This is a genomic window from Rhizobium bangladeshense (assembly GCF_017357245.1).
GTDB classification, from domain to species: domain Bacteria; phylum Pseudomonadota; class Alphaproteobacteria; order Rhizobiales; family Rhizobiaceae; genus Rhizobium; species Rhizobium bangladeshense.
The window spans coordinates 499,603-521,690 of the sequence record NZ_CP071612.1; the positions used below are offsets into that span (position 1 = coordinate 499,603).

19 protein-coding genes and 1 tRNA gene are annotated in these 22,088 nt (G+C 61.7%); 12 read left to right on the top strand and 8 right to left on the bottom strand.

Annotated elements, in window-relative coordinates:
- Window positions 1-31 precede the first annotated feature (31 nt).
- On the bottom strand, window positions 32-1,522 hold the full coding sequence (locus J2J98_RS02425; protein WP_207602261.1) for an MDR family MFS transporter: 1,491 nt from the start codon (window positions 1,520-1,522) through the stop codon (window positions 32-34).
- 239 nt (window positions 1,523-1,761) lie between these two features.
- The gene (locus J2J98_RS02430; protein WP_064707856.1) at window positions 1,762-2,118 is read right to left on the bottom strand and encodes a hypothetical protein; all 357 of its coding nucleotides are present in this window, start codon (window positions 2,116-2,118) and stop codon (window positions 1,762-1,764) included.
- Window positions 2,119-2,346: 228 nt separating this feature from the next.
- Here J2J98_RS02430 and J2J98_RS02435 point away from each other — a divergent pair, with 228 nt between their 5' ends.
- Complete coding sequence (locus J2J98_RS02435) at window positions 2,347-3,483, top strand: acyltransferase family protein (RefSeq protein WP_207602262.1); 1,137 nt, start codon at window positions 2,347-2,349, stop codon at window positions 3,481-3,483.
- A 102-nt stretch (window positions 3,484-3,585) separates the two neighbouring features.
- On the opposite strand, the gene J2J98_RS02440 is transcribed toward J2J98_RS02435, so the two are convergent.
- The 4 genes from J2J98_RS02440 to J2J98_RS02455 all read right to left on the bottom strand — a co-directional run bounded on the left by J2J98_RS02440 (window position 3,586) and on the right by J2J98_RS02455 (window position 6,458).
- Window positions 3,586-3,780 (bottom strand): hypothetical protein, encoded by a 195-nt coding sequence (locus J2J98_RS02440; RefSeq protein WP_207602263.1) that lies wholly within the window; start codon window positions 3,778-3,780, stop codon window positions 3,586-3,588.
- A 574-nt stretch (window positions 3,781-4,354) separates the two neighbouring features.
- A complete protein-coding gene (locus J2J98_RS02445) occupies window positions 4,355-4,876 on the bottom strand; it encodes an HNH endonuclease (protein WP_207602264.1) in 522 nt (173 codons plus the stop codon).
- Window positions 4,877-5,304: 428 nt separating this feature from the next.
- A tRNA-Thr gene (locus J2J98_RS02450) sits at window positions 5,305-5,380 on the bottom strand.
- A gap of 118 nt (window positions 5,381-5,498) precedes the next feature.
- Complete coding sequence (locus J2J98_RS02455) at window positions 5,499-6,458, bottom strand: NAD(P)H-dependent flavin oxidoreductase (protein ID WP_064709740.1); 960 nt, start codon at window positions 6,456-6,458, stop codon at window positions 5,499-5,501.
- A gap of 287 nt (window positions 6,459-6,745) precedes the next feature.
- On the opposite strand from J2J98_RS02455, the gene J2J98_RS02460 reads away from it, so the two are divergent.
- Window positions 6,746-7,945: a regulator gene (locus J2J98_RS02460; RefSeq protein WP_138395418.1), complete on the top strand. Its 1,200-nt coding sequence runs from the start codon at window positions 6,746-6,748 to the stop codon at window positions 7,943-7,945.
- A gap of 24 nt (window positions 7,946-7,969) precedes the next feature.
- Here the strand turns inward: J2J98_RS02460 and ppk2 are convergent, their stop codons facing one another.
- Window positions 7,970-8,851 (bottom strand): polyphosphate kinase 2, encoded by an 882-nt coding sequence (ppk2, locus tag J2J98_RS02465; protein WP_064709742.1) that lies wholly within the window; start codon window positions 8,849-8,851, stop codon window positions 7,970-7,972.
- A gap of 243 nt (window positions 8,852-9,094) precedes the next feature.
- Between ppk2 and phoR the strand changes: the two genes are divergently transcribed.
- The 7 genes from phoR to phoB all read left to right on the top strand — a co-directional run bounded on the left by phoR (window position 9,095) and on the right by phoB (window position 17,247).
- Window positions 9,095-10,315 carry a phosphate regulon sensor histidine kinase PhoR gene (gene phoR / locus J2J98_RS02470; protein ID WP_207603066.1) on the top strand — a complete coding sequence of 407 codons (1,221 nt, stop codon included), beginning with the start codon at window positions 9,095-9,097 and terminating at the stop codon, window positions 10,313-10,315.
- Window positions 10,316-10,819: 504 nt separating this feature from the next.
- Window positions 10,820-11,854, top strand: coding sequence for a substrate-binding domain-containing protein (locus tag J2J98_RS02475; RefSeq protein WP_138395419.1), 1,035 nt, complete (start codon window positions 10,820-10,822; stop codon window positions 11,852-11,854).
- A 163-nt stretch (window positions 11,855-12,017) separates the two neighbouring features.
- Window positions 12,018-13,499, top strand: a complete 1,482-nt coding sequence (pstC, locus tag J2J98_RS02480) for a phosphate ABC transporter permease subunit PstC (protein WP_207602265.1) — start codon at window positions 12,018-12,020, stop codon at window positions 13,497-13,499.
- Window positions 13,496-14,815, top strand: a complete 1,320-nt coding sequence (pstA, locus tag J2J98_RS02485) for a phosphate ABC transporter permease PstA (protein WP_064709745.1) — start codon at window positions 13,496-13,498, stop codon at window positions 14,813-14,815. Before pstC ends, pstA begins: the two co-directional genes overlap by 4 nt.
- A gap of 15 nt (window positions 14,816-14,830) precedes the next feature.
- Complete coding sequence (pstB, locus tag J2J98_RS02490; protein ID WP_064709746.1) at window positions 14,831-15,646, top strand: phosphate ABC transporter ATP-binding protein PstB; 816 nt, start codon at window positions 14,831-14,833, stop codon at window positions 15,644-15,646.
- A gap of 44 nt (window positions 15,647-15,690) precedes the next feature.
- Window positions 15,691-16,404 (top strand): phosphate signaling complex protein PhoU, encoded by a 714-nt coding sequence (gene phoU / locus J2J98_RS02495; RefSeq protein ID WP_004672769.1) that lies wholly within the window; start codon window positions 15,691-15,693, stop codon window positions 16,402-16,404.
- 159 nt (window positions 16,405-16,563) lie between these two features.
- Window positions 16,564-17,247, top strand: a complete 684-nt coding sequence (gene phoB, locus J2J98_RS02500) for a phosphate regulon transcriptional regulator PhoB (protein ID WP_004672768.1) — start codon at window positions 16,564-16,566, stop codon at window positions 17,245-17,247.
- Window positions 17,248-17,892: 645 nt separating this feature from the next.
- Here the strand turns inward: phoB and J2J98_RS02505 are convergent.
- Window positions 17,893-18,426 carry a GcrA family cell cycle regulator gene (locus tag J2J98_RS02505; protein ID WP_064711717.1) on the bottom strand — a complete coding sequence of 178 codons (534 nt, stop codon included), beginning with the start codon at window positions 18,424-18,426 and terminating at the stop codon, window positions 17,893-17,895.
- A gap of 420 nt (window positions 18,427-18,846) precedes the next feature.
- Here J2J98_RS02505 and J2J98_RS02510 point away from each other — a divergent pair, with 420 nt between their 5' ends.
- From J2J98_RS02510 to J2J98_RS02520, 3 genes are all read left to right on the top strand, one after another.
- Entirely contained in the window at window positions 18,847-20,046 is a 1,200-nt protein-coding gene (locus tag J2J98_RS02510; protein WP_138395420.1) for an aspartate aminotransferase family protein, read from the top strand.
- Window positions 20,047-20,083: 37 nt separating this feature from the next.
- The gene (argF, locus tag J2J98_RS02515; protein WP_064709749.1) at window positions 20,084-20,998 is read left to right on the top strand and encodes an ornithine carbamoyltransferase; all 915 of its coding nucleotides are present in this window, start codon (window positions 20,084-20,086) and stop codon (window positions 20,996-20,998) included.
- Window positions 20,999-21,088: 90 nt separating this feature from the next.
- Entirely contained in the window at window positions 21,089-22,081 is a 993-nt protein-coding gene (locus J2J98_RS02520; RefSeq protein WP_138395421.1) for an Hsp33 family molecular chaperone, read from the top strand.
- Window positions 22,082-22,088: the final 7 nt, after the last annotated feature.

The window sequence follows — 22,088 nt, forward strand, 5'->3', positions numbered from 1 at the left end:
ATCCAGGCACCCGTGATGAACTGGAAGTCCGCTAGTGCGAGGCCGCCTCGCTTGCCGCCGCCGGCTCTTCGCGCGTCTGGCGGTGACCGACGGGTATCAGCCAGGTGGTGAAGAAGGTCAGCACCGCGACGACGACCACGCCCCAGAAGCTCCAGTGCAGGGCGGCGTCGAAGATGGTTCGGATCGCAGGATCGGCGGCGAGCGCCGCGAGCCCGGTCGGCTGGTTCAGCGCATTGTGCAGGGCGGCAGCCGTTTCGCCACTGGCATGGTGGCTGATGCCGGCGTTCAGGATGGCGCCGAGCACGGTGGCGCCGAGAGTGTTGCCGAGGCTGCGGGCAAAGATGATTGAGGCCGTGGCGCTGCCGCGCATCGACCATTCGACACTGTCCTGCACCAGTACGATGCTCGTCAGGCTGATGAGGCCCATGCCGAAACCCATGAAGAAGGAGCCGGCGCCGGCCAGAACAGGCGAGCTTTCGGGCGTCAGGAACAGAAGGAAGCAGGCGCCGAACGGAAACATCAGGCTCCCGACGCGCAAGGTGCGGCGGATGCCAAAGGCCCTGTAGAAGCGGCTGGAGAGAATCACCGCCAAAGGCCAGCCGACGATCAGCATGGTGAGCGTAAAGCCGGCGACAACAGGGGAGCGGCCGAGCACGCCCTGCACATAGATCGGCAGGATGGTGGAAAGTCCGATCAGCGCCATGCCGGCAAGCAGGGTGGCCGCATTGCTGGTCGCGATCAGCCGGCGGCTCCAGAGTGCGATCGAAATGATCGGCTCCGGCGCCCTTTTCTCCTGGGCGAGGAAGAAAATGCCTGAGACGATGAAGAGGGCGAAAAGCGACAGCAGGATCCAGGCGCTCGCTTTTGTTTCCGTCAGCATGATGAGCAGTGCGACGATCGAGATCGAGAACAGCACCGATCCGAGGTAATCGATCCTTGCCTGCTTGTGCGCGATGTCCTCCTTCAGGAAGACCATGAAAGCGACGATCGAGACGATGCCGATCGGCAGGTTGATCCAGAAGATCCAGGCCCAGGAAAAGCTGTCGACGATAATGCCGCCGGCAAGCGGTCCGACGACGGCCGACGTCGCCCAGATGGTTGCCATCGCGCCCTGCACGCGGCCGCGTTCCTCGAGCTTGAAGAGATCGCCGATAATGGTCATCGTCACCGGCTGGATCGCGCCGGCGCCGAGCCCCTGCAAGAGCCGGAAGAACACCAGCGACATCATCGACCAGGCGAGGCCGCAGAGCAGAGAGCCGGCGAGAAAGATCAGGATGCCGCCGATCAGCACCGGCTTGCGCCCGAAAATATCGGAAAGCTTGCCGTAGATGACCGTGGTCGTCGACTGCGCCAGCAGGAAGGCCGAAAACACCCAGCTGTAATAGGAAAAGCCGCCGAGCTGTCCAACGATGCGAGGCATCGCGGTCGCCACGATCGTCGCCTCGATGGCAACCATGAATGTCGCGAGCATGATTGTGGCGACGACGAGCACGCGGTTCGAGCGATGCGCTGCATTCGACATGACGATCCTCTTCGGGTGCTCCGCGGACGCCGGAAAATATCGGCAGGCTGGCTGGGTGTGGCGATCGCCATGTGCGGAGGGATGCTGTTCTTGTACGACCTCGGTGCCGGCCGGTAAAGCAATTCTCGTGGGGGGGCGCCGTTTTTGCGCGACGTCAGGGGCGGCGGCTGCAACGATGAGGGCCCGGCGTCGTCATTGCCGGGCCTTGATTTGTCAGGAGCTGGGCGCTCGCCCCCTCCCTACTGCTGGCATGCCTCGCTCATCGAACCGCTACCGTCGGTGCAGCCAGGTGTCTGCTGGAGATCCGGATTGACGCCGCCGGGATTGATGGTGCTGCGGCCGCTGTTGAGATCGACACCGCCAGAGCCGGTGGTGCTGCCGGTCGTGCCCGGATCGGTGCCGATGGACCCCGAGCCCACTGACCCTGTACCGGCGGAGCCGGTACCAGCCGAGCCAGCGCCGGAACTGCCCGACCCGCCGATGACGGGCGCCACCGAAAGCCGCCCGCTGGAATTCGCCCCACCGGCCGTCTGGGCCAGGGCCGAACCGGCAAGGCCGATGGAAAGGAGGGATATCGCGATGAGTTTGCAGGACATGGTCTTCTCCATCCTCGTTGTCTCGAGGGGAAACCTGTTGGGGAGCGGCATGTTCCTTTCCGTTCTCGCAATCGGAAGGACAAAGCTGGCAGCATGACTCCAGCCGCCCGTTATCGACTGTTAACCCGTGCAAGTTGTGCGGCGGCCCATTAAATTCTGCTTAACACTATCCGGTTGCCGTCGAAGATGCTAACCCTGCCCGCGGATACGAATGGATAGAGGTATCTCATGGATGCGATGAAGGGCGGCAAACGCATTGAATGCCTGGATGGTTTGCGTGGTTTGGCAGCGCTATGGGTGCTGATCGGACATGCGCACATCCTGACAGGGTTCAAGGTGCCGATTATCGGAGACCCGGAGCTGGGGGTCGACCTCTTTATCATGCTCTCCGGCTTCCTGATGGTGTTCCATTATCAGAGGCGAAAAGCCAGGGAGCCGTGGGAGAGCCCGCAAACATGGGGGATCTTCTGGACGCGCCGGTTCTTCCGCATCGCACCGCTTTATTACGTCATGCTGGTGATTGCTCTCATCGCCGGATCCGAGATCTATCAGGCAAGGATGGTCATTGACGCTTTCAATGGCAATCCGCCGCAAGCCGCATCTCGCTATCTGGACGACAGCCTGGGCAACTACCTGATGCATCTATCCTTCCTGTTCGGCTTGTCCCCAGCCCACGCCTTCCGCACGGCGCTGCCGGACTGGAGCATCGGCCTCGAAATGCAATTCTATGTGGCCTTGCCTTTCATCATGATCGTTCTCGGGCGTCTGGGTTGGCTCAAGGGCATGCTCGTCACCGTCGGCTTGGCCGCCGCTGCCGCCTTGGTGGTCCATCGCCTCGGCTTCCGCTTCCCGATGCCGTCGTTCCTCCCGCTGAAGATGCACATCTTCGCCGCCGGCATGCTGCTTGCGGGTGCATTGTGGATGCCACGCGGCAGAGCCTACCTGGCTTTTGCTATTTCGGCTCTGCTGGTCCTCATCCCTCTCGGCGGCGACGTGACCGTGCTGCACGAAAGCGTCCGCGTCGGGATCGTTGTGCTGTTCTTTGCCCTGGTGCATGCGGATCGGTTTCCGGGTTCCGCCGGCCATTATTCCCGCTCGGTCAATTCGGTTCTCGGCAACACATTCTTCCGAAATCTCGGGGAACTTTCGTTCGGAGCCTATTTGATTCACCTGCTCATCATGCAGCCGGTCATCGCCTGGCTGATCGGCAATACCGACCTCAGCAATCCTGCTCGCTGGCTGGCGACGCTCATCGTGACGGTCCCTGTCGTCTATGTCCTGTCCTTCATGGGCTACAAGTTCATCGAGCTGCCTGGCCAAACCGTCGGCAAGCGCCTGACACAACAGAGGCAGGTCGCGACCTAAATCCCGCGACACCTTGCTTGCAAACGCGACGGCGGGTTGAAGGAAAGCCCGCCGATTGTTCCTTTACTGCGTCACCCCAACAACACCGGCAATAGCGCTCGCCTAACCGCTCAGTCGCTTGACGACGTCATCGATCGTCTCTCTGACGGGATAATAACTGGGGCCTCCATGATTCTGGAGCGCGGAAACATAGATGTGTGTGGTGTTCGGGAACGGTCGAACGGCAACAACATGCTCAGGATTGATGAAGATGAGGGGTTCGTTCGGCCCCGCATAGTGGAACGACACCAGCTTCATCCAGTATTCTCCCGACAGCCATTCCGCCAGTGAACGAGGAAACGCGCCGTTGGTTTCACAGCGCCCGTTGCATTTGTCACGCTTGCCGTGCCTTCGCCCGAAAGCGTGAAGGTGGGACCGCACGACGACTGCCAAATGGGGGTGTAGCAGGGCAGAAGACTGCCGCGTGCGGCCCGCCAGGAAAACAACAGCGTAGGCCGAAAGTTCCCGGTAAAGTTGGAATCCAGAAGTCCAACAATAAGAGCGTGTCCTGGGGGCTAGGGGGAAAGATCATCTACCGAGTTGCCTGAAGCTGAGAAAAAAGATTGGATCGCGCAGACTACAAAGGGGTGCGCGCGGAGACAGGAGACTCCCGCTGCGCGATCCAGACGAAACAACTTCGCTCCGGTCCCAGCAGTTCCGGTACCGTAGCGTACAGAGATCTTATCGTTGTGCGAAAAAAGCCCAGAGCCAAACCTACAGAGGCATCGGCGGAAAGGGCGAATGCAAAGCTGCGTTCAAGTGCGGCCAAAGAGAAGCCGGTGCGCGGGATATGCTTCGAACAGGCGGCGCAACCAATGTTGCGACTTCTTCGCTATCTTGACCGGCGTTCTTCGTACTGCCCCGGAATGCGTAGGCTACTGACCATTGTCTTCGGTTGCTTGATGAGGTTTTTCGAGCGGGACCGCTTCACCCGGTCGACCGGCAACCGACTGTAGTTTGCTGTTTCGTTGGCCACAGGCGGGTTCAGCAGCTTTTCGGCCTGCTGGAGAGACGCCAGAGCAGACGCCAACAACAGGTCATGGATAGGCCATTTATTGCGGTGTTTTCGCCGCCTCACTTCGGCGAAGTGCTGGCTGCACAGAAACTCTGCGAGCGACAAAGCACCTTTGGAGCGGTTGCACCCATGGCAGGCTGGAATCGTGAGGCCGCCGCTTCCGTGCGCCTTCGGCACAAGATGATCACGCGTCGCCCTAGTGTCGGGAATGGGGCGACCTAACCCGAACTTCTGCCGCATGGGAATGCCGCAATAGGCGCACCAGTGGCGACGATCATCCTGCCACCAATCCCCGAGTTCTCTTTGTAGTAAAGCGGCCGCCTTGATTGATCCCTTCATGGTACGATCTAAGCATAGAAAGTGAAATAGTCGACCCGTGAAGTCTTAAGCTTCTATAGTGCGGTGATCGGTAAGTAGAATCGCCGCATGAGGTTCGGCAGTGTGCGTCGTGAAGGTCTCCTGCTAAGAAATTCGTACGGATCTGCCGGAGCAGGCAACGGGAGGGACTGTCGCTTGCTCGAGCGATAGTGCCGTTGCTTGGGTGCGGCATATCGCGCATGATCGCGAGGCAATGACAGAAGCGCTTTCCCACTGGTGATCGAAACCAATCTAGCTGGCGCGCGCACGACGCGCACGCAGTCCAGTTTTGGTAGCCTCACGAAATCATGTGTTTGTTCCTACCGCGCCTCGCAAGGTGGGCTGAAAGGTGGATTGTGCATAGACCAAGAGGAAAACTGGACACTATTTCAATGGCGTAAGGAGAAAAATGGTGCCGCTTACGTGACTCGAACACGTGACCCCATCATTACGAATGATGTGCTCTACCGACTGAGCTAAAGCGGCATCTGGCGGCCGAAGCGTGCGGCCTGCGATTTGCATGGCGCTGATACAGGCATTGTCTGAAGATTTCAAGCACCCTGTCATGCCTTCGGCAAAAAAGAGGGGAGGGTGTGGAAGACCCTCAGAGCGCCAGCCTGGCGCGGGCGGCCCTATATTCGGCCTCCAGCCGGTCGACGAGATTTGCCACCGGCTCCACCGCCTTGACGGCGCCGATGCCCTGGCCGCTGCCCCATATGTCCTTCCAGGCCTTGGCGCCGCCGGTGGCCTGCTCGAAATCCATCTTGGAAGGGTCGGCGACGGGCAGGTTGTCGGGGTCCATGCCGGCGGCAACGATGGAAGGCTTGAGATAGTTGCCGTGCACGCCGGTGAAATAGTTGGAGTAGACGATGTCGTTGGCTGCCCCGTCGACGATCGCCTGCTTGTAGGCGGGCGCAGCGCGCGCCTCTTCTGTCGCGATGAAGGGCGAGCCGATATAGGCCATGTCGGCGCCCATCGCTTCTGCGGCCAGAATGGCGCCCCCGGTCGCGATCGCGCCGGCAAGCAGCAGCGGCCCGTCGAACCATTCGCGGATTTCCTGGACGAGCGCGAAAGGCGACAGCGTGCCGGCATGGCCGCCGGCACCCGATGCCACCGCAATCAGCCCGTCCGCACCCTTGCGGATCGCCGAATGGGCGTGGCGGTTGTTGATAATGTCGTGGAGCACGATGCCGCCATAGGAATGCACAGCGGCATTGACCTCCGGCACAGCGCCGAGCGAGGAGATGACGATCGGCACCTTGTATTTGACGCAGAGCGACAGGTCATGCTCCAGCCGCTTGTTCGACATGTGGACGATCTGGTTGACGGCGAAGGGTGCGGCCGGCTTTTCCGGATGGGCGGCGTCGTGACGGGCAAGCTCCTCGGTGATCTCGGCCAGCCATTCGTCGAGCTGGCTTTCGGGCCGGGCGTTCAGCGCCGGAAAGGCGCCGACGACGCCAGCCTTGCATTGCGCCAAGGTCAGCGCGGGATGCGAGATGATGAAGAGCGGCGAGCCGATCACCGGCAGTCTGAGTTTGTCCTTGAGGATCGGGGGCAGGGCCATGGCTCACCATTCGCATTGACGTTTACGAAAACGTCAATCTCATAACAGAGAAGAAAAGCCGATAAAAGAGCATGCGCCACGCCTTCGTCTATTTCAGGCCGATATATCAGGCGCGCATGAAGAACAAGGTAAGGCCCGCGAGCCTAGAAAGCTGGCGATTCTTGCCGCCGATGTGCGGTGGGCGGGACTGCAAGGCTTGCGGTTTGCCGCACTTGCCGCTACCGAATTTTGATGGAGAACGGCGGGGGATTGCGGTCCGATGCCGGGTTCGAAGTGAAGGACTTGACGTGAGCGGATTAGAAACGGCCATAAGAACAGCGCTCGAAAATGCCGATCGCGACAATCCGGAGGTTCGAGCGAGGATCTACCAGTCGGCCCGCCAGGCGCTGGAAGCCGGCCTGCGCAAGCAGGATATCACTGATGCCGATGCTGTCGCCCATCACCGCCATCGCCTGGAAAGCACCATCCACGCCATCGAAAGCGAAGAGCGCGACCGTCTTCACCCTCGCCAGAGGCCGCCTGAAGTGCCGGTGCCGCCGGTCGTCGAAATGCCGGCGCCGCCGGTTCATCGGGGGGACGTGGCCGATATCGACAGCCTGATCGATAGCCCGGTGGCGGCAGGCGAGACCCGCGCCCCCGAGGTGATCATGAGCCGCAGCGACGAGTCGAGCCTCGACGACGTGCATGCGAGCAATGCCGATCATCTCGCAGCCGCCCCGGCCGGCGATGAGCGGCTTCAGCGCGGCCAGCGCGCAGCCGATATGGATTTTCGTCCGGAGCGGGCGGCAGGCCGTCGCAAGCCCCGCAAGTTCTTTTCGAGGCTTCTCGTCTGGTGCGTCCTGCTGGCCTTCATCGGCATCGGCGCCTGGTGGGCCTATACGTCGGGCCTGCTGCTCACGGCGGCCGAGCGCGACACCAGCGTCGCCAATCCGCCGGCCAGCACCCAGCCGGAGGACTTCACCGGCAACGACGACAGCGGCGGAAATGCGGCCACCAACACCGAGCAGCCGGTGACCATCGATCCTCAAAACAGTTTTTCGGCCGATTGGATTCCGGTGTTCAAGCCCGACGAGGCCGACAAGATCAAATCCGGCCCGCGGGCGCGCACCGAAAGCATCACCGAGAACGATGGCCCCGCCCTGCGCCTGATTTCCGAAAGCGGTGCGGCTGACGGCAATATTTCGGTCAGCGTACCGGCCTCCGTGCTGCAGCAGCTTGCCGGCAAATCCTCGACCATCGCACTGACGCTGCAATCGACCACCGATGAGCCGACGCAGGTTACGGTCGAGTGCAATTTCCAGTCGCTCGGCAACTGCGCCCGCCATCGCTTCAGTGTTACCCGCGAAAAGTCGGATGCGCTGCTGCAGGTGAAGTTCGACCGTTCGCTCGCGCCGAATTCGCCCGGTACCTTGACGATCAACAGCGATCTGGACGGCAAGTCGCGCGGCATCAACCTCTTCGCCATTCGCATCCTGCCAGGGCAGTGACTCGGCTTTACTCGGGGCGGCGGCTTACTTCAGAAAGCCGGGGCCGGAGCCGATGATCTCGTTATCGACTTCGCCGAGCGCCTTCTTGTCCTTGCCATCGTAGTCGATCCTGTTCAGCATGTGGCGGATCAATTCCAGACGCCCCCGCCGCTTGTCATTGGCGCGGATCACCGTCCAGGGCGCGAAATCCGTATGGGTTTCCTTCAGCATCCGGTCGCGCTTGTCGCTGTAGTCGTCCCATTTCGTCAGCGCCGCGATATCCATTGAAGACAGTTTCCAGACCTTCAGCGGATCGTGGCGGCGGTCGTGGAAACGCTTGAGCTGCATCTCGCGACCGATATCGAGATAAAATTTGAAGAAGAAGATGCCCTCATGGGCGATGATCTTTTCGAGCTGCGGCGCCTGCTTGAGAAAGTCCTCATATTGTTGCGGAGTGCAGAAACCCATGACGGGCTCGACGCCAGCGCGGTTGTACCACGAGCGGTCGAACAGCACGAATTCGCCTGCGGTCGGGAACTGCGCGACATAACGCTGGAAATACCATTGTCCCTGTTCGCGCTCTGTCGGTTTGGTCAAGGCTACGACCCGCGCAAGACGTGGGTTCATATTCTCGGAAGAGGCCGAGATTGCACCGCCCTTGCCGGCCGCATCGCGTCCCTCGAACAGCGCCATCACCCGCTTGCCGGTCGCCTGCAGCCAGAATTGCACCTTGACGAGTTCCACCTGCAGCTTTTCCAGCTGCTCCGAATAATCCTCTTCCTTGAGCTTTTTCTTGTAGGGAAATTCGCCGGATTCAAGCGCGTGTTCCTCGACCCAGTCAGGCAGAACGGGATCGTCGACATCGAAGATGCGTTTCGTTCCCCGGATATTCAGCTCCACCGCCCTGTTTTTCACGTCCTCGTCCATATGCTCCTCCTGCGGTCGATCGTTTCCTTGTAGCAGGCGAACATATTTGCCATTGGAAATCAAATCTTTCGCCTTCGTCAGGTCATTTCTCGCGGTTTTCGGCTGCTGCTTTTGCCACCGGAACATGCCAGCCGAAAACTTCTGTCATGAATTGCCGCTATCAGGCAGAGTTCAATATAAAGAAAAACGAATCGACGCCGCGAGGCCCACTTGCAAGACGAGATCCCTTGGAGAAAGAGCCTGCTGGCGCGCATCCGGCGTGAACGGCCGGTGCTGCTTGCGGCCATCCTCAGCGCGCTTGCCGCTCTTGCCGCCGGGATGAACAAGTGGGTCGTGCTCGTCCTCCTGCTCGTCATGATCTTCACCGCGCTGTTCAATGAGGCGCCCGTCCTTACGGCCGAGCCCGTCGAGCCGGTGGAGACGGAGCCGGAAGCGCCGCCGAGCCGCCTGCCCGAGGTTTCCGCTACGCTTGCCGGCCTCGATATTCCCGTCATGGTGCTGTCGGACGACGCTTCCGTGCTCTTCCAGAACCGTGCCGCCGAAAAGGCTTTCGGCGAGGTGGCACTTGGCGCCCACATATCGGCCCGGCTTCGCTCGCCCGGCGTGCTCGACATGGTGCGCGAAACCATCGCCACCAATGCGCCGAACCAGATCGAGCACTCTGAGCGGCTGCCGTCCGAGCGTGTCTATATCGTCCGAAGCGCACCTGTCGAATTCCAGGCCGAGGGGCAGCATGAGCGGTTTTTCATCCTGTCCTTCCGCGATATATCGGAGGTCCGCCGCATCGACCGTATGCGATCGGACTTCGTCGCCAACGCCAGCCATGAGCTGCGCACGCCGCTTGCCTCATTGCGCGGCTTCATCGAGACAATCCAGGGCCCGGCGAAGAACGATCAGAAGGCCCAGGCGCAGTTTCTGGGCATCATGTTCGATCAGACCACCCGCATGAGCAGGTTGGTCGATGACCTGCTGTCGCTCTCCCGCCTAGAGCTGAAATCGCACATCGCGCCGGATGAGAAGGTCGATCTGGTGCCGCTGCTCGGCCATGTCCGCGACTCGCTCGTACCGCTCGCCAAGGATGTCGGCGTCGACATTAACCTGCATCTGCCCGACGGCAAGGTCGAGGTGCTGGGAGACCGCGACGAACTTGTCCAGGTCTTCGAGAACCTGATGGAGAATGCCTGCAAATATGGCCAGGAAGGCAAGATCGTCGATGTCTGGCTGAAGAACGACGCCGGTCAGCCCGTGGAGGTCAGCATAATAGACAAGGGGCCGGGCATCCCGGCCGAGCACGTGCCGCGTCTGACCGAACGCTTCTATCGCGTCAGCATCGAGGACAGCCGCTCGAAGAAGGGCACCGGCCTCGGCCTTGCCATCGTCAAACATATCCTGACCCGCCACCGCGCCCGGCTGATCGTGAAGTCCGAAGTCGGCAAGGGCACCGATTTCACGGTGCGCTTCTGAGGCGGGGATGGATGTTAAGGCGGCGAGGGTTCTTTCCGGGGCAGCGATGGCGTGCCATGTGATTTGCCCCTCACCCTAACCCTCTCCCCGTTCTGACGGGGAGAGGGGACGTGCCCCGCGAGAGGCTCGCGGTGGACGGACAGGGTGCGGCATATCCCATTCGCCCCGTTTATGGGGAGAAGGTGCCGGCAGGCGGATGAGGGGCAGATCACACGTCACGACTTCAATGAAGCCACGCGCGCTACAACCGACCACCCATCTTTGCACGTTTCTGCAACGTGAGGTGGGCTGGTGATCGAACGTCGCTGTCTTTTGGAAGAAATCGGACAGCATCACTGAAAATTTAGGTGTGATATCAAAAACATAACCTGTCATAAATGTTTCACCGATTTGACATAAAAGGACGGTGCTTACAGCGCTAAGAGAGTCCCGCCGATGAAAAAAGGCAATGCGAGGGCCTCTCTACAGGCCGCATCACACAAGCCCAATGCCCGGGAGATTCAAATGAACACCTTCAAGCTCACCGTTGCCGCGCTCGCTGCAACTGCTGCGTTCGCTGGCACAGCCGTCGCCCGTGACCAGATTCAGGTTGCCGGTTCGTCCACCGTCCTGCCTTACGCAAAGATCGTTGCCGAGTCCTTCGGCGAGACCTTCACCAACTTCAAGACGCCAATCGTCGAATCCGGCGGCTCCAGCGCCGGCCTCAAGGAATTCTGCAAGGGCGTCGGCGAAAACACCATCGACATCGCTAACTCATCTCGCGCTATTAAGAAAAGCGAGATCGAAGCCTGCAAGGCAGCCGGCGTGACGGATATCCAGGAAGTCAAGATCGGTTATGACGGCATCGTTTTCGCGACCGATGCCGGCAACCCCGATGTCGCTTACGTTCCGGCCGACATCTACAAGGCCCTCGCCGCCCAGGTCGTCGTCGACGGCAAGCTCGTCGCAAACCCCTACAAGAAGTGGTCGGAAGTCAACCCGAAGCTTCCGGCTGTTGATATCGCCGCTTATATCCCGGGCGAAAAGCACGGGACTCGCGAAGTCTTCGAGGAAAAGGTCTTGGCAGCTGGCTGCGAAGCATCGGGCGCTGCAGAAGTCATCAAAGCCGCCGTTTCGGACAAGGCCGCTCAGGGCAAGGCCTGCATCGCAGTCCGTAAGGACGGCGCTGCAGTCGACATCGACGGTGACTACACCGAAACGCTGTCTCGCATCGCTGCCAACAAGACCGCGGTCGGAGTATTTGGCCTTTCCTTCTACGAAAACAATGCCGACAAGCTGAAGGTCGCCACCGTGAACGGTATCGTTCCGTCCACCGAAACGATCGCCAACGGCACCTATCCGGTTTCCCGCCCGCTGTTCTTCTACGTCAAGAAGGCACATCTCGGCGCTGTTCCGGGCCTGAAGGAATACGTCAACTTCTTCGTATCCGACCAGATGATCGGCCCTGACGGCCCGCTCGCCGAATACGGCCTCGTTGCCGCTCCGGATGCCGAGCGCGAAGCGATCCGCAAGGACGTCGAAGCTGGTAAGGCCATGTAATGACTTTGCCGGCGCGGTGCTTCAAGCCCGCGCCGGCATTGCTTTATGCCCCTGCGTGCCGGCTTTTTCGCTGCAGGGTTTTCCTTCTCCAATGATTGGAAGCTGAAGGCAGGCTGATGCAGCCGCCGGGCTTATTGGGGCTTCGGGCCTGGGGACGTAACGAATGAGCACATCCGTCATACTTTTGTGCCTTGTGGTGATCGGCGCCGCCGCCTATCTGGTGGCGCGCAGCCGTGCCGCAGCACTTGCCGGAGGCAGGTCCTCCGCATTGCATTCACGGCCGGCCTATTACGGCGCCTATGCCGCGATCTGGGCTGTTCTTCCTGCCCTCATCGTCCTCTGCGTCTGGCTCTCCGTCAGCCCTGGAATTGTCCAGTCCTCGGTTCGCGACGCCTTCCCTGCCGACGTCAAGGCGCAGGCCGCGGTCGAGCAGGATCTGAGCTACTCGATGGTAGCGACGGTTGCGCGCGGGCTGACGATGCTCACTCCCGACGAGGTAGCGGCAGTGTCCACCGACCCGGCGGCGCTGCAGGCCAAGCTCAGCGAAAAGGGCGTGCCGCTCGCCGGCCAGCCGCAGCCTTACATGGTCGAAGCCGCAAAGACGCTCAATTCGATGAGCATGACGAGCCGGCTTGCCATGACAGCGGTGGTCTTCGCTCTCGCCGTTGCCGGCGCTTTCTATGCGCTGCGCGCCATCGCGCCCCGTTTCCGCGCCCGCAACCGCGTCGAGCGCGTCATGCTATGGGGGCTGCTGCTGGCCTCGTCGATCGCCATCCTGACGACGGTGGGCATCGTGCTGTCCATGCTGTCCGAAGCCGCGCGCTTCTTTGCGGTCGTTCCCGCCAACGAATTCTTCTTCGGTACCGTCTGGGATCCGCGCTTTGCCGGCGCTGGCAGCTCGTCCTTCGGCCAGTTCGGCCTGATCCCGCTCTTGCTGGGCACGCTTTATATCGGCCTTGTCGCCATGCTCGTTGCCGTGCCGGTCGGCCTTTTCGCCGCCATCTATATGGCCGAATATGCCTCGCCGAAGCTGCGGGGCATCGCCAAGCCGCTTCTCGAAGTGCTCGCCGGCATTCCGACGATCGTCTACGGCTTCTTCGCCCTCGTCACCGTCGGCCCGTTCCTGCGCGATTTCTCCGCTCAGATCAGCGGCCTGCTCTCCGGCAATTATGCGAGTTTCATCCAGGCGCAGAGCGTGCTGACAGCCGGTATCGTCATGGGCATCATGCTGATCCCCTACGTTTCCTCGCTGTCGGACGACATCATCACCGCCGTGCCGCGGGCCCTGCGTGACGGTTCGCTCGGTCTCGGCGCCACGCGCTCCGAAACCATCAAGAAGGTTGTCCTGCCGGCGGCTCTCCCCGGTATCGTCGGGGCGTTGCTGATGACCGCCTCGCGCGCCATCGGCGAAACCATGATCGTCGTGCTGGCCGCCGGTGTCGCCGCCCGCATCCAGATCAATCCCTTCGAGCCGATGACGACGGTGACCGTGAAGATCGTCAACCAGCTCACCGGCGACCTTGAGTTCACCTCGCCGCAGACACTGGTTGCCTTCGCCCTTGGCATCACGCTGTTCTGCATCACGCTTTGCCTCAACATCTATGCGCTCTACATCGTGCGCAAATATCGGGAGCAGTACGAATGACGAATATTGTTTCTCCCGTCGCCGGAACCATTTCCAAGGCGCCGCCGCGCCGCGATATCGGCATCAAACGCCGCTATGCCGCCGAGCGCCGGTTCCAGGCCTATGGCATCGCCGCCATCGCTTTCGGCCTCATCTTCCTCTTCATCCTGCTGTGGACGGTGATCGGCAAGGGCTACACGGCCTTCCAGCAGACGTCGATCACCCTGCCGATCGAATTCGCCGAGAAGACGATCGACCCGAACAACAAGCGCGCGACCGACCCTTCGGTGCTGATCGCCGCCAACTATCCGGTTCTGCTGCGCGATGCGATCGTCAAGCAGCTGAACATCAATGCATCCAGCCGTCCCGATGTGCGTGAGGCCACGGCCATGCTTTCCAAGGGCGCGCCGATCCAGCTGCGTGACATGGTGGTCGCCGATCCTTCGATCATCGGCAAGACCGTCAACGTCACGCTGCTCGCTGATGCTAATATCGACAGCGCCAACAAGGGCCAGATCGACCTTTCGGTCGAGGAGAAGAACCGCAAGGTCAGCGACAAGCAGGTCGGCTGGATGAACGAGCTGAAGGCGAGCGGTGCGCTGACCAAGGAGTTCAACACCGGTCTCTTCGTCAATGGCAACTCCAGCCGCCCGGAGGCTGCCGGCCTCGGCGTCGCCCTCATCGGCTCGCTGTATCTGATGCTGATCGTGCTGGTTCTGTCTCTGCCGATCGGCGTGGCAGCCTCGATCTACCTCGAGGAGTTTGCGCCGAAGAACAAGCTGACGGACCTGATCGAGGTCAACATCAACAACCTCGCCGCGGTTCCGTCGATCGTCTATGGTCTGCTCGGCCTCTCCGTCTTCATCAACTTCATCGGTCTGCCGCGCTCGGCTTCACTGGTCGGCGGCCTGGTGCTGACGCTGATGACCCTGCCGACGATCATCATCGCCACCCGCGCCGCACTGCGCGCCGTGCCGCCCTCGATCCGCGCTGCAGCCCTGGGCCTCGGCGCTTCGAAGATGCAGATGGTGTTCCACCATGTCCTGCCGCTTGCCATGCCCGGCATCCTCACCGGCACGATCATCGGTCTGGCGCACGCGCTCGGTGAAACCGCGCCGCTGCTGTTGATCGGCATGGTCGCTTTCGTCGCCAATGCACCGACCACGCCGCTCGATCCCTCGACGGCGCTGCCCGTGCAGGTCTATATGTGGGCGAACGAGGCGGAACGCGCCTTCGTGGAGCGTACTTCGGGTGCCATCATCGTCCTGCTCCTGTTCCTGGTTGCCATGAACATGGGTGCCATTCTCTTGCGTCGTCGCTTCGAGCGCCGCTGGTAAACGGAGTTAAACATCATGAACATGTTGACGGAAGCTGCAGTTGAAAAGGCGCTGGATCAGAAGATGAGCAACGTCCCGTATAAGATGATCGGACAGGATGTCTCCGTATACTACGGCGAGAAGCGCGCGCTTTTCGATGTCAACCTGAACATCCGCGAAAACACCGTAACCGCCCTGATCGGTCCTTCCGGCTGCGGCAAGTCGACCTTCCTGCGAAGCCTCAACCGCATGAACGACACGATCGAGGGTTGCCGCGTCACCGGCAAGATCACGCTGGACGGCGACGACGTCTATGATCCGGATATCGACGTCGTCGAACTTCGCGCCCGCGTCGGCATGGTTTTCCAGAAGCCGAACCCGTTCCCGAAGTCGATCTACGAAAACGTCTCCTACGGCCCGCGCATCCATGGTCTCGCAAAGTCGAAGGCCGATCTCGACCAGATCGTCGAGACCAGCCTGCAGCGCGCCGGCCTCTGGAACGAGGTCAAGGACCGCGTGCACGAGTCCGGCACCGGCCTCTCGGGCGGCCAGCAGCAGCGCTTGTGCATCGCCCGCGCCGTTGCCGTCAGCCCGGAAGTCATCCTGATGGATGAGCCCTGCTCGGCGCTTGACCCGATCGCCACCGCCAAGGTCGAGGAACTGATCCACGAGCTGCGCGAGAATTACACGATCGTCATCGTCACCCACTCCATGCAGCAGGCCGCGCGCGTTTCGCAGCGCACCGCCATGTTCCACCTCGGCAACCTCGTCGAGGAGAACGACACCGACAAGATGTTCACCAATCCGGACGATCCACGTACCCAGGACTACATCATGGGTCGCTTCGGCTGATTGCGGCGATCCGAAGCCTTCCCGTTATTCGAGGACAAAGCCCAATGGCATCGACACATATTTATTCTGCCTATGATGATGATCTGAAGTTCCTGTCCAGGCGGATTTCCGAAATGGGCGGCCTGGCCGAACAGATGGTCGCGGAATCCGTCCGGGCGCTGGTCAACGGCGACACGGCGCTGGCGCAGAAGGTCATCTCCGACGATGTGATCCTTGATCACACCGAGCGCGAAATCGGCGACAAGGCGATCGTCACCATCGCCCGCCGCCAGCCGATGGCCGCAGACCTGCGCGAAATCATGGGTTCGATCCGCATCGCCGCCGATCTCGAACGCGTCGGCGACCTCGGCAAGAACACAGCCAAGCGCGTCATCGCCGTGCAGAGCACCGGCGTTCCCCGCAAGCTCGCCCGCGGTCTCGAGCACCTGTCCGAGCTGGCGCTGGTCCAGCTCAAGGAAGTGCTCGACGTCTATACGACGCGCGCCGCCGACAAGGCGACCGCCATCCGCGAACGCGATAACGAGATCGACGCGATGTACACGTCGCTGTTCCGCGAGCTGCTGACCTACATGATGGAAGATCCGCGCAACATCACGAGCTGCACGCATCTGCTCTTCTGCGCCAAGAACATCGAGCGCATCGGCGACCACGCCACCAACATCGCCGAGACTATCTACTACATGGCAACGGGCGCCCAGCCGGAAGGCGATCGCCCCAAGGATGACAGCGCCAACACTGTCGGCGCCGCGACGGAATAATCGTCACGAACCAGCGGACCGGGCCAGCCGCCCGGACCAACCACTTGCGTGCGCGCCCGTTCGGGGCGCGCAAAGAGGTCGCAGCCAATTTCTGAAGATGCGCAGGACGCCTGCTTAATCGCCCCGGTTTAAGGCTTTTGCGCGAGGAGACGGACACGCATGATCCCGAGAGTCGCAGTTGTTGAAGACGAGGAAGCCCTGAGCGTACTTCTTCGCTATAACCTGGAAGCGGAAGGCTTCGAGGTCGATACCATCCTGCGCGGCGACGAGGCCGAAATCAGGCTTCAGGAGCGCACGCCCGACCTTCTGATCCTCGACTGGATGCTGCCCGGCGTCTCCGGCATCGAACTCTGCCGGCGCCTGCGCATGCGGCCGGAAACCGAGCGGCTGCCGATCATCATGCTGACGGCGCGCGGCGAGGAGAGCGAGCGCGTGCGCGGGCTGTCCACCGGCGCCGACGATTACGTCGTGAAGCCGTTCTCGACCCCCGAACTCGTCGCCCGCGTCAAGGCGATGCTGCGCCGTGCCCGCCCTGAAGTGCTGTCGTCGGTGCTGAAATGCGGCGATATCGAGCTCGATCGCGAAACCCATCGCGTCCACCGCAAGAGCCGCGAGGTCCGCCTCGGACCGACCGAATTCCGCCTGCTGGAATTCCTGATGTCGTCGCCAGGCCGGGTCTTTTCCCGCTCGCAGCTGCTCGACGGCGTCTGGGGCCACGACATCTATGTCGACGAACGCACCGTCGACGTCCATGTCGGCCGCCTGCGCAAGGCGCTGAATTTCTCCAACATGCAGGACGTCATCCGCACCGTCCGCGGCGCCGGTTACTCGATGGAGGCCTGAGGTTGAGGAGAGTGCATGTGGCCGGCGCTCCCGCCCGTGCAGCGGTTCCCAGGCCCTTCATCGCACCGGCGCTGGGTATGAGCCAGCACGGCCTCACCTCGGTCATCCAGGCACCACCTCTCCTCCGTCATCCCAGGGCTTGACCCTGGGATCCATGCGGCTGGCGCTGCGGGAGGAACGATGGCATTCAGCTGCAGGGAAGTTATCGAAGCCGAGTGCCTGTTGTGGATCCCAGGGTCAAGCCCTGAGATGACGGAGTGTGGGTTGGCGTTCTAGCCTAACGCCCGCTGATGCAGCTTGTGAAGCGGCGCTTTTGCCGCAAATTCATCGCGCCTGCGAGGGCTGTGCGTCTCGGCGCCACCTCTCCATCGCGCCTGCAGAGCCAACCTGTCCAGGCACCATCTCCCCTCCGTCATCCCAGGGCTTGACCCTGGGATCCATGCGGCTGGCACTGTGAGAAGCGCGATAGCATCGAACTGCAGGGAAACAATTGAAGTGGTGTGCTTGGTTGCGGATCCCAGGGTCAAGCCCTGGGATGACGGAAAGTGTGGTCGGCTTTGCTGCCAAACACAAAGGTCGCTTCCCCACTCCGATCATAAAAAACGGGCCACTCGGCCCGTTTTTTTGTCCGTGGATGCAGCCCGCTCAACTTGCCCGTGCAGCCGCCCGGCGCCGTTCGTTGACCGGCTGGTAGGCAAGCTTCTGATGATAGCCGCAATAGGGTGAGTTGTCCGGGGACTCGCAGCCGCAGAAATGGAAGTCTTCCTTCAGCGGATCGCCGACCGGCCACTTGCAGGTGCGTTCAGTCAGCTCCGTCAGGCCAAGGCGGCGGGAAATCGGCACGACTACGTTGCCGGCCGGCACATATTCCATCTCCTCGACCGCATCGACCTCGATCTCTTCCTTCAGCATCGTTGCGCCCTGCTGGCGGGTAACGGTGCGGGTGGTGATCCGGGAGGCGTAGTTCGGCGCACGCGGCGCTGAAGTCTGGCGCTTCGGCGTGCGCGCCGCTGTGGCTGTGCCGCCGGCCTTGGCACGGCCGGGAAGGCTCAGCCGGTGCACCTTGCCGATGACGGCATTTCGGCTGACCCCGCCAAGCTGCGCCGCGATCTGGCTGGCACTCAGTCCTTCCGACCAAAGCTTCTTGAGTTTCTCGACCCGCTCGTCTGTCCAGTTCATGCCCTGTCTCCACCTTTTGCGTTGGTGATGGCAGAATCCCTCACCGTTGTCCCGGAAGCCTCCGAAACAAGAAACGCCTGATCAATTTTGGTGACTAGTTCCGCCGCATGCAGTCTAGTAATTGAACTTTAACCTAGTGTGAGGCTGACTCCGTGACAAGAGTCGCGGGAATCCGGATGAATCGAATTTCAAGTTTTCCCCAACTTGCTGCCTCCGCGTGTCATTTCTGCAATAATGCCTGTTGAAGGCCGGAAACGCCCCTGTACTAGCTTGCTGCATGCGCTAAGGCCGCAGTTTTGTTGACATTGCAGCGCGAAAAGGAAATAGTACCGCTTGCCGCCGAAAGGCGGCATTTTTAATTTGTCGGGCTTGGTGTCTTTAGCCGGAGTCCGGGCATGACAACATTGGGAGACCCGCGCCATGGCTGAAGCCGCGCCGCTTTATGACACCTATTCTCGCGCCCCGCTGCGGTTCGAGCGAGGCGAGGGCGTATGGCTGATCACCGAAGGCGGCGAGCGTTATCTCGATTTCGGCGCCGGCGTCGCCGTGACATCGGTCGGCCACAGCAATCCGCACGTTGTCGCAGCGCTGAAGGAGCAGGCCGATAAGGTCTGGCACCTCTCCAATATCTATGAGATCCCCGGCCAGGAGCGCCTCGCCAAGCGCCTGACCGACGCAACCTTTGCCGACAAGGTGTTCTTCACCAATTCGGGCGCGGAGGCGCTCGAATGCGCCGTCAAGACGGCGCGCCGCTATCAGTTCTCCAAGGGCCACCCCGAGCGCTTCCATATCATCACCTTCGAAGGCGCCTTCCACGGCCGCACGCTCGCGACGATCGCCGCCGGCGGCCAGGAGAAATATCTCGAAGGCTTCGGCCCTAAGGCGCCGGGTTTCGATCAGGTGCCCTTTGGCGACATCGATGCCGTCCGCGCCGCCGTTACCGATGCGACGGCAGCAATCCTGATCGAACCGGTGCAGGGCGAGGGCGGTGTGCGTCCTGCAACCAACGAGTTCATGAAGGCGCTTCGCCAGATCTGCGACGAAAAGGGCCTGCTGTTGATCCTCGACGAGGTGCAGACGGGCGTCGGCCGCACCGGCAAGCTCTTCGCCCATGAATGGTCCGGCATCACACCCGACATCATGGCCGTTGCCAAGGGCATCGGCGGCGGTTTCCCGCTCGGAGCCTGCCTTGCCACCGCGGAGGCCGCTTCCGGAATGAAGGCCGGCACGCATGGTTCGACCTATGGCGGCAATCCGCTTGCCATGGCCGTTGGCAGCGCCGTGCTCGATATCATTCTCGCGGATGGTTTCCTTGAGCATGTGCGCGACGTGGCGCTCGTCTTCCGTCAGGGGCTTGCCTCGCTCAAGGATCGTTATCCCGACGTGATCGAGGATATCAGAGGCGAGGGGCTTCTGCTCGGCGTCAAGGCTGCGGTTTCCTCCGCCGAACTGCTGCAGGCGATCCGCGCCGCGCACCTGCTCGGCGTGCCGGCGGGCGACAACGTCATCCGCCTTCTTCCTCCGCTCGTCGTCACTGCCGAGGAAGCCCGCGAAGGGCTCGCGCGCCTCGAGCGCGCCGCCGAGAGCATCCGCGCCTCCAAGGTCAAGAAGACGGCTTGAAAGGATCGCCGCCTTCGGGCGCACGACAGGTAAGAACATGGCTCCCAAACATTTCCTAGATCTTTCGGCGGTCACATCAGCCGACCTCAGAACCATCATGAACGACGCGCTCGCCCGCAAGCAGGCCTTCAAGGCCGGCAAAGACGACAAGCCGCTCGCCGGCAAGATGCTGGCGATGATCTTCGAGAAACCGTCGACGCGCACCCGCGTCTCCTTCGACGTCGGCATGCGTCAGCTCGGCGGCGAAACACTCTTCCTTTCGGGCACCGAAATGCAGCTCGGCCGCGCCGAGACGATCGGGGACACCGCCAAGGTGCTGTCGCGTTATGTCGATGCAATCATGATCCGCACGACCGAGCATTCGCGCCTGCTGGAGCTTGCCGAGCACGCGACCGTGCCTGTCATCAATGCGCTGACGGATGATACCCATCCTTGCCAGATCATGGCCGATATCATGACCTACGAGGAGCACCGCGGCCCGATCAAGGGCAAGACCATCGCCTGGACCGGCGACGGCAACAATGTGCTGCATTCGCTGGTCGAAGGCGCCGCGCGCTTCGGCTACCGCATGAACATGGCCGTGCCCCTTGGTTCGGAGCCCAAGGATCACTATCTGAACTGGGCCCGCAATGAGGGCGCCGAAATCATGCTCTGCCATGATGCCGACCGTGCGGTCGCCGGCGCCGATTGCGTGGTGACCGATACCTGGGTCTCCATGAATCAGGAACATCGGGCCCGGGGTCACAACGTCTTCCAGCCTTATCAGGTCAATGCGGCCTTGATGGCCAAGGCCGGCAATGATGCATTGTTCATGCATTGCCTGCCCGCTCATCGCGGTGAGGAAGTGACGGACGAGGTGATCGACGGCCCGCAATCCGTGGTCTTCGATGAGGCGGAAAACCGTCTTCATGCGCAGAAGTCGATTCTTGCTTGGTGCCTGGGCGCGATCTGAACCATAATCGGAAGCCTGTAAGTCACGGACTTGCGGCCGCGCGAGCGAAGGGCACGCTGACCCTTTGCTTGAGAACTAGGAGTGAATGCCATGGCAGAAGCTGCAGCCGCCCTCGGCCAGTTCGATTTCGCCGGCGATGATCATGTCGTCCCCTTTCAGGTGGAGGGTCTGGATGTGCGCGGTCGCGCCGTCCAGCTCGGGCCCATGCTCGATGCCATTCTCGAGCGCCATCACTATCCCGCGCCCGTCGCCCGGCTGCTTGCCGAAGTGGTCGTGCTGACGGTGCTGCTCGGCACCTCGCTGAAGTTCGACGGCAAGTTCACTGTGCAGACCAAGGGCGACGGCCCGGTCGATCTCCTCGTCGCCGATTTCTCGACGCCTGACAACGTCCGTGCTTATGCCCGTTTTGACCGGTCGCTGCTCGACAAGGCCGTCGCATCAGGCGAGACCGAGCCGGAGCAGTTGCTCGGCAAGGGCGTGCTCGCCTTCACCATCGATCAAGGCAAGTTCGCTCAACCCTATCAGGGCATCGTCGCGCTCGATGGCACCTCGCTCGAAGAGATTGCCGGTGTCTATTTCCGCCAGTCGGAGCAGATCCCGACGCGCGTGCGCCTGGCTGCGGCCGAACTCTTGGACCGTGACGACGCCGGCAAGCCGCGCCATCGCTGGCGCGCCGGCGGTCTCGTCGCCCAGTTCCTGCCGGAGGCGCCGGAGCGCATGCGCCACCCCGATCTCCACGGCGGTGACGGCGACAACGGCGACCGCCCCCATGGCGAGGACGACGCCTGGGTCGAAGCGCGTTCGCTTGTCGAGACCATCGACGCCGATGAGTTGACGGATCCGCAGGTCGGCACAGAACGGCTCTTGTTCCGCCTGTTCCACGAGCGCGGCGTGCGCGTCTACGAACCGCGCGCCGTCTTCGACCGCTGCAGCTGTTCGCGGGAAAAGATCGGTAACGTGCTGAAGGGCTTCACCGCCGAGGAGATCGAGGCCAGCCAGGAAAATGGCGAAATCGCCGTGACCTGCGAATTCTGCTCGACCACCTATCGCTTCCAGGCGGCCGAGCTTCAGCCGGCGGAATAACATCGGT

Excerpts from the sequence above, each read along its gene's own strand:
- J2J98_RS02505 (WP_064711717.1), bottom strand. The coding sequence starts at position 18,426 with ATGAACTGGACAGACGAGCGGGTCGAGAAACTCAAGAAGCTTTGGTCG.
- pstB (WP_064709746.1), top strand. The coding sequence starts at position 14,831 with ATGAACATGTTGACGGAAGCTGCAGTTGAAAAGGCGCTGGATCAGAAG.
- J2J98_RS02425 (WP_207602261.1), bottom strand. The coding sequence starts at position 1,522 with ATGTCGAATGCAGCGCATCGCTCGAACCGCGTGCTCGTCGTCGCCACA.
- J2J98_RS02455 (WP_064709740.1), bottom strand. The coding sequence starts at position 6,458 with ATGGCCCTGCCCCCGATCCTCAAGGACAAACTCAGACTGCCGGTGATC.
- J2J98_RS02520 (WP_138395421.1), top strand. The coding sequence starts at position 21,089 with ATGGCAGAAGCTGCAGCCGCCCTCGGCCAGTTCGATTTCGCCGGCGAT.
- J2J98_RS02435 (WP_207602262.1), top strand. The coding sequence starts at position 2,347 with ATGGATGCGATGAAGGGCGGCAAACGCATTGAATGCCTGGATGGTTTG.
- pstA (WP_064709745.1), top strand. The coding sequence starts at position 13,496 with ATGACGAATATTGTTTCTCCCGTCGCCGGAACCATTTCCAAGGCGCCG.
- argF (WP_064709749.1), top strand. The coding sequence starts at position 20,084 with ATGGCTCCCAAACATTTCCTAGATCTTTCGGCGGTCACATCAGCCGAC.
- phoU (WP_004672769.1), top strand. The coding sequence starts at position 15,691 with ATGGCATCGACACATATTTATTCTGCCTATGATGATGATCTGAAGTTC.
- ppk2 (WP_064709742.1), bottom strand. The coding sequence starts at position 8,851 with ATGGACGAGGACGTGAAAAACAGGGCGGTGGAGCTGAATATCCGGGGA.
- J2J98_RS02475 (WP_138395419.1), top strand. The coding sequence starts at position 10,820 with ATGAACACCTTCAAGCTCACCGTTGCCGCGCTCGCTGCAACTGCTGCG.
- pstC (WP_207602265.1), top strand. The coding sequence starts at position 12,018 with ATGAGCACATCCGTCATACTTTTGTGCCTTGTGGTGATCGGCGCCGCC.
- J2J98_RS02440 (WP_207602263.1), bottom strand. The coding sequence starts at position 3,780 with ATGAAGCTGGTGTCGTTCCACTATGCGGGGCCGAACGAACCCCTCATC.
- J2J98_RS02510 (WP_138395420.1), top strand. The coding sequence starts at position 18,847 with ATGGCTGAAGCCGCGCCGCTTTATGACACCTATTCTCGCGCCCCGCTG.
- J2J98_RS02430 (WP_064707856.1), bottom strand. The coding sequence starts at position 2,118 with ATGTCCTGCAAACTCATCGCGATATCCCTCCTTTCCATCGGCCTTGCC.
- J2J98_RS02445 (WP_207602264.1), bottom strand. The coding sequence starts at position 4,876 with ATGAAGGGATCAATCAAGGCGGCCGCTTTACTACAAAGAGAACTCGGG.
- phoB (WP_004672768.1), top strand. The coding sequence starts at position 16,564 with ATGATCCCGAGAGTCGCAGTTGTTGAAGACGAGGAAGCCCTGAGCGTA.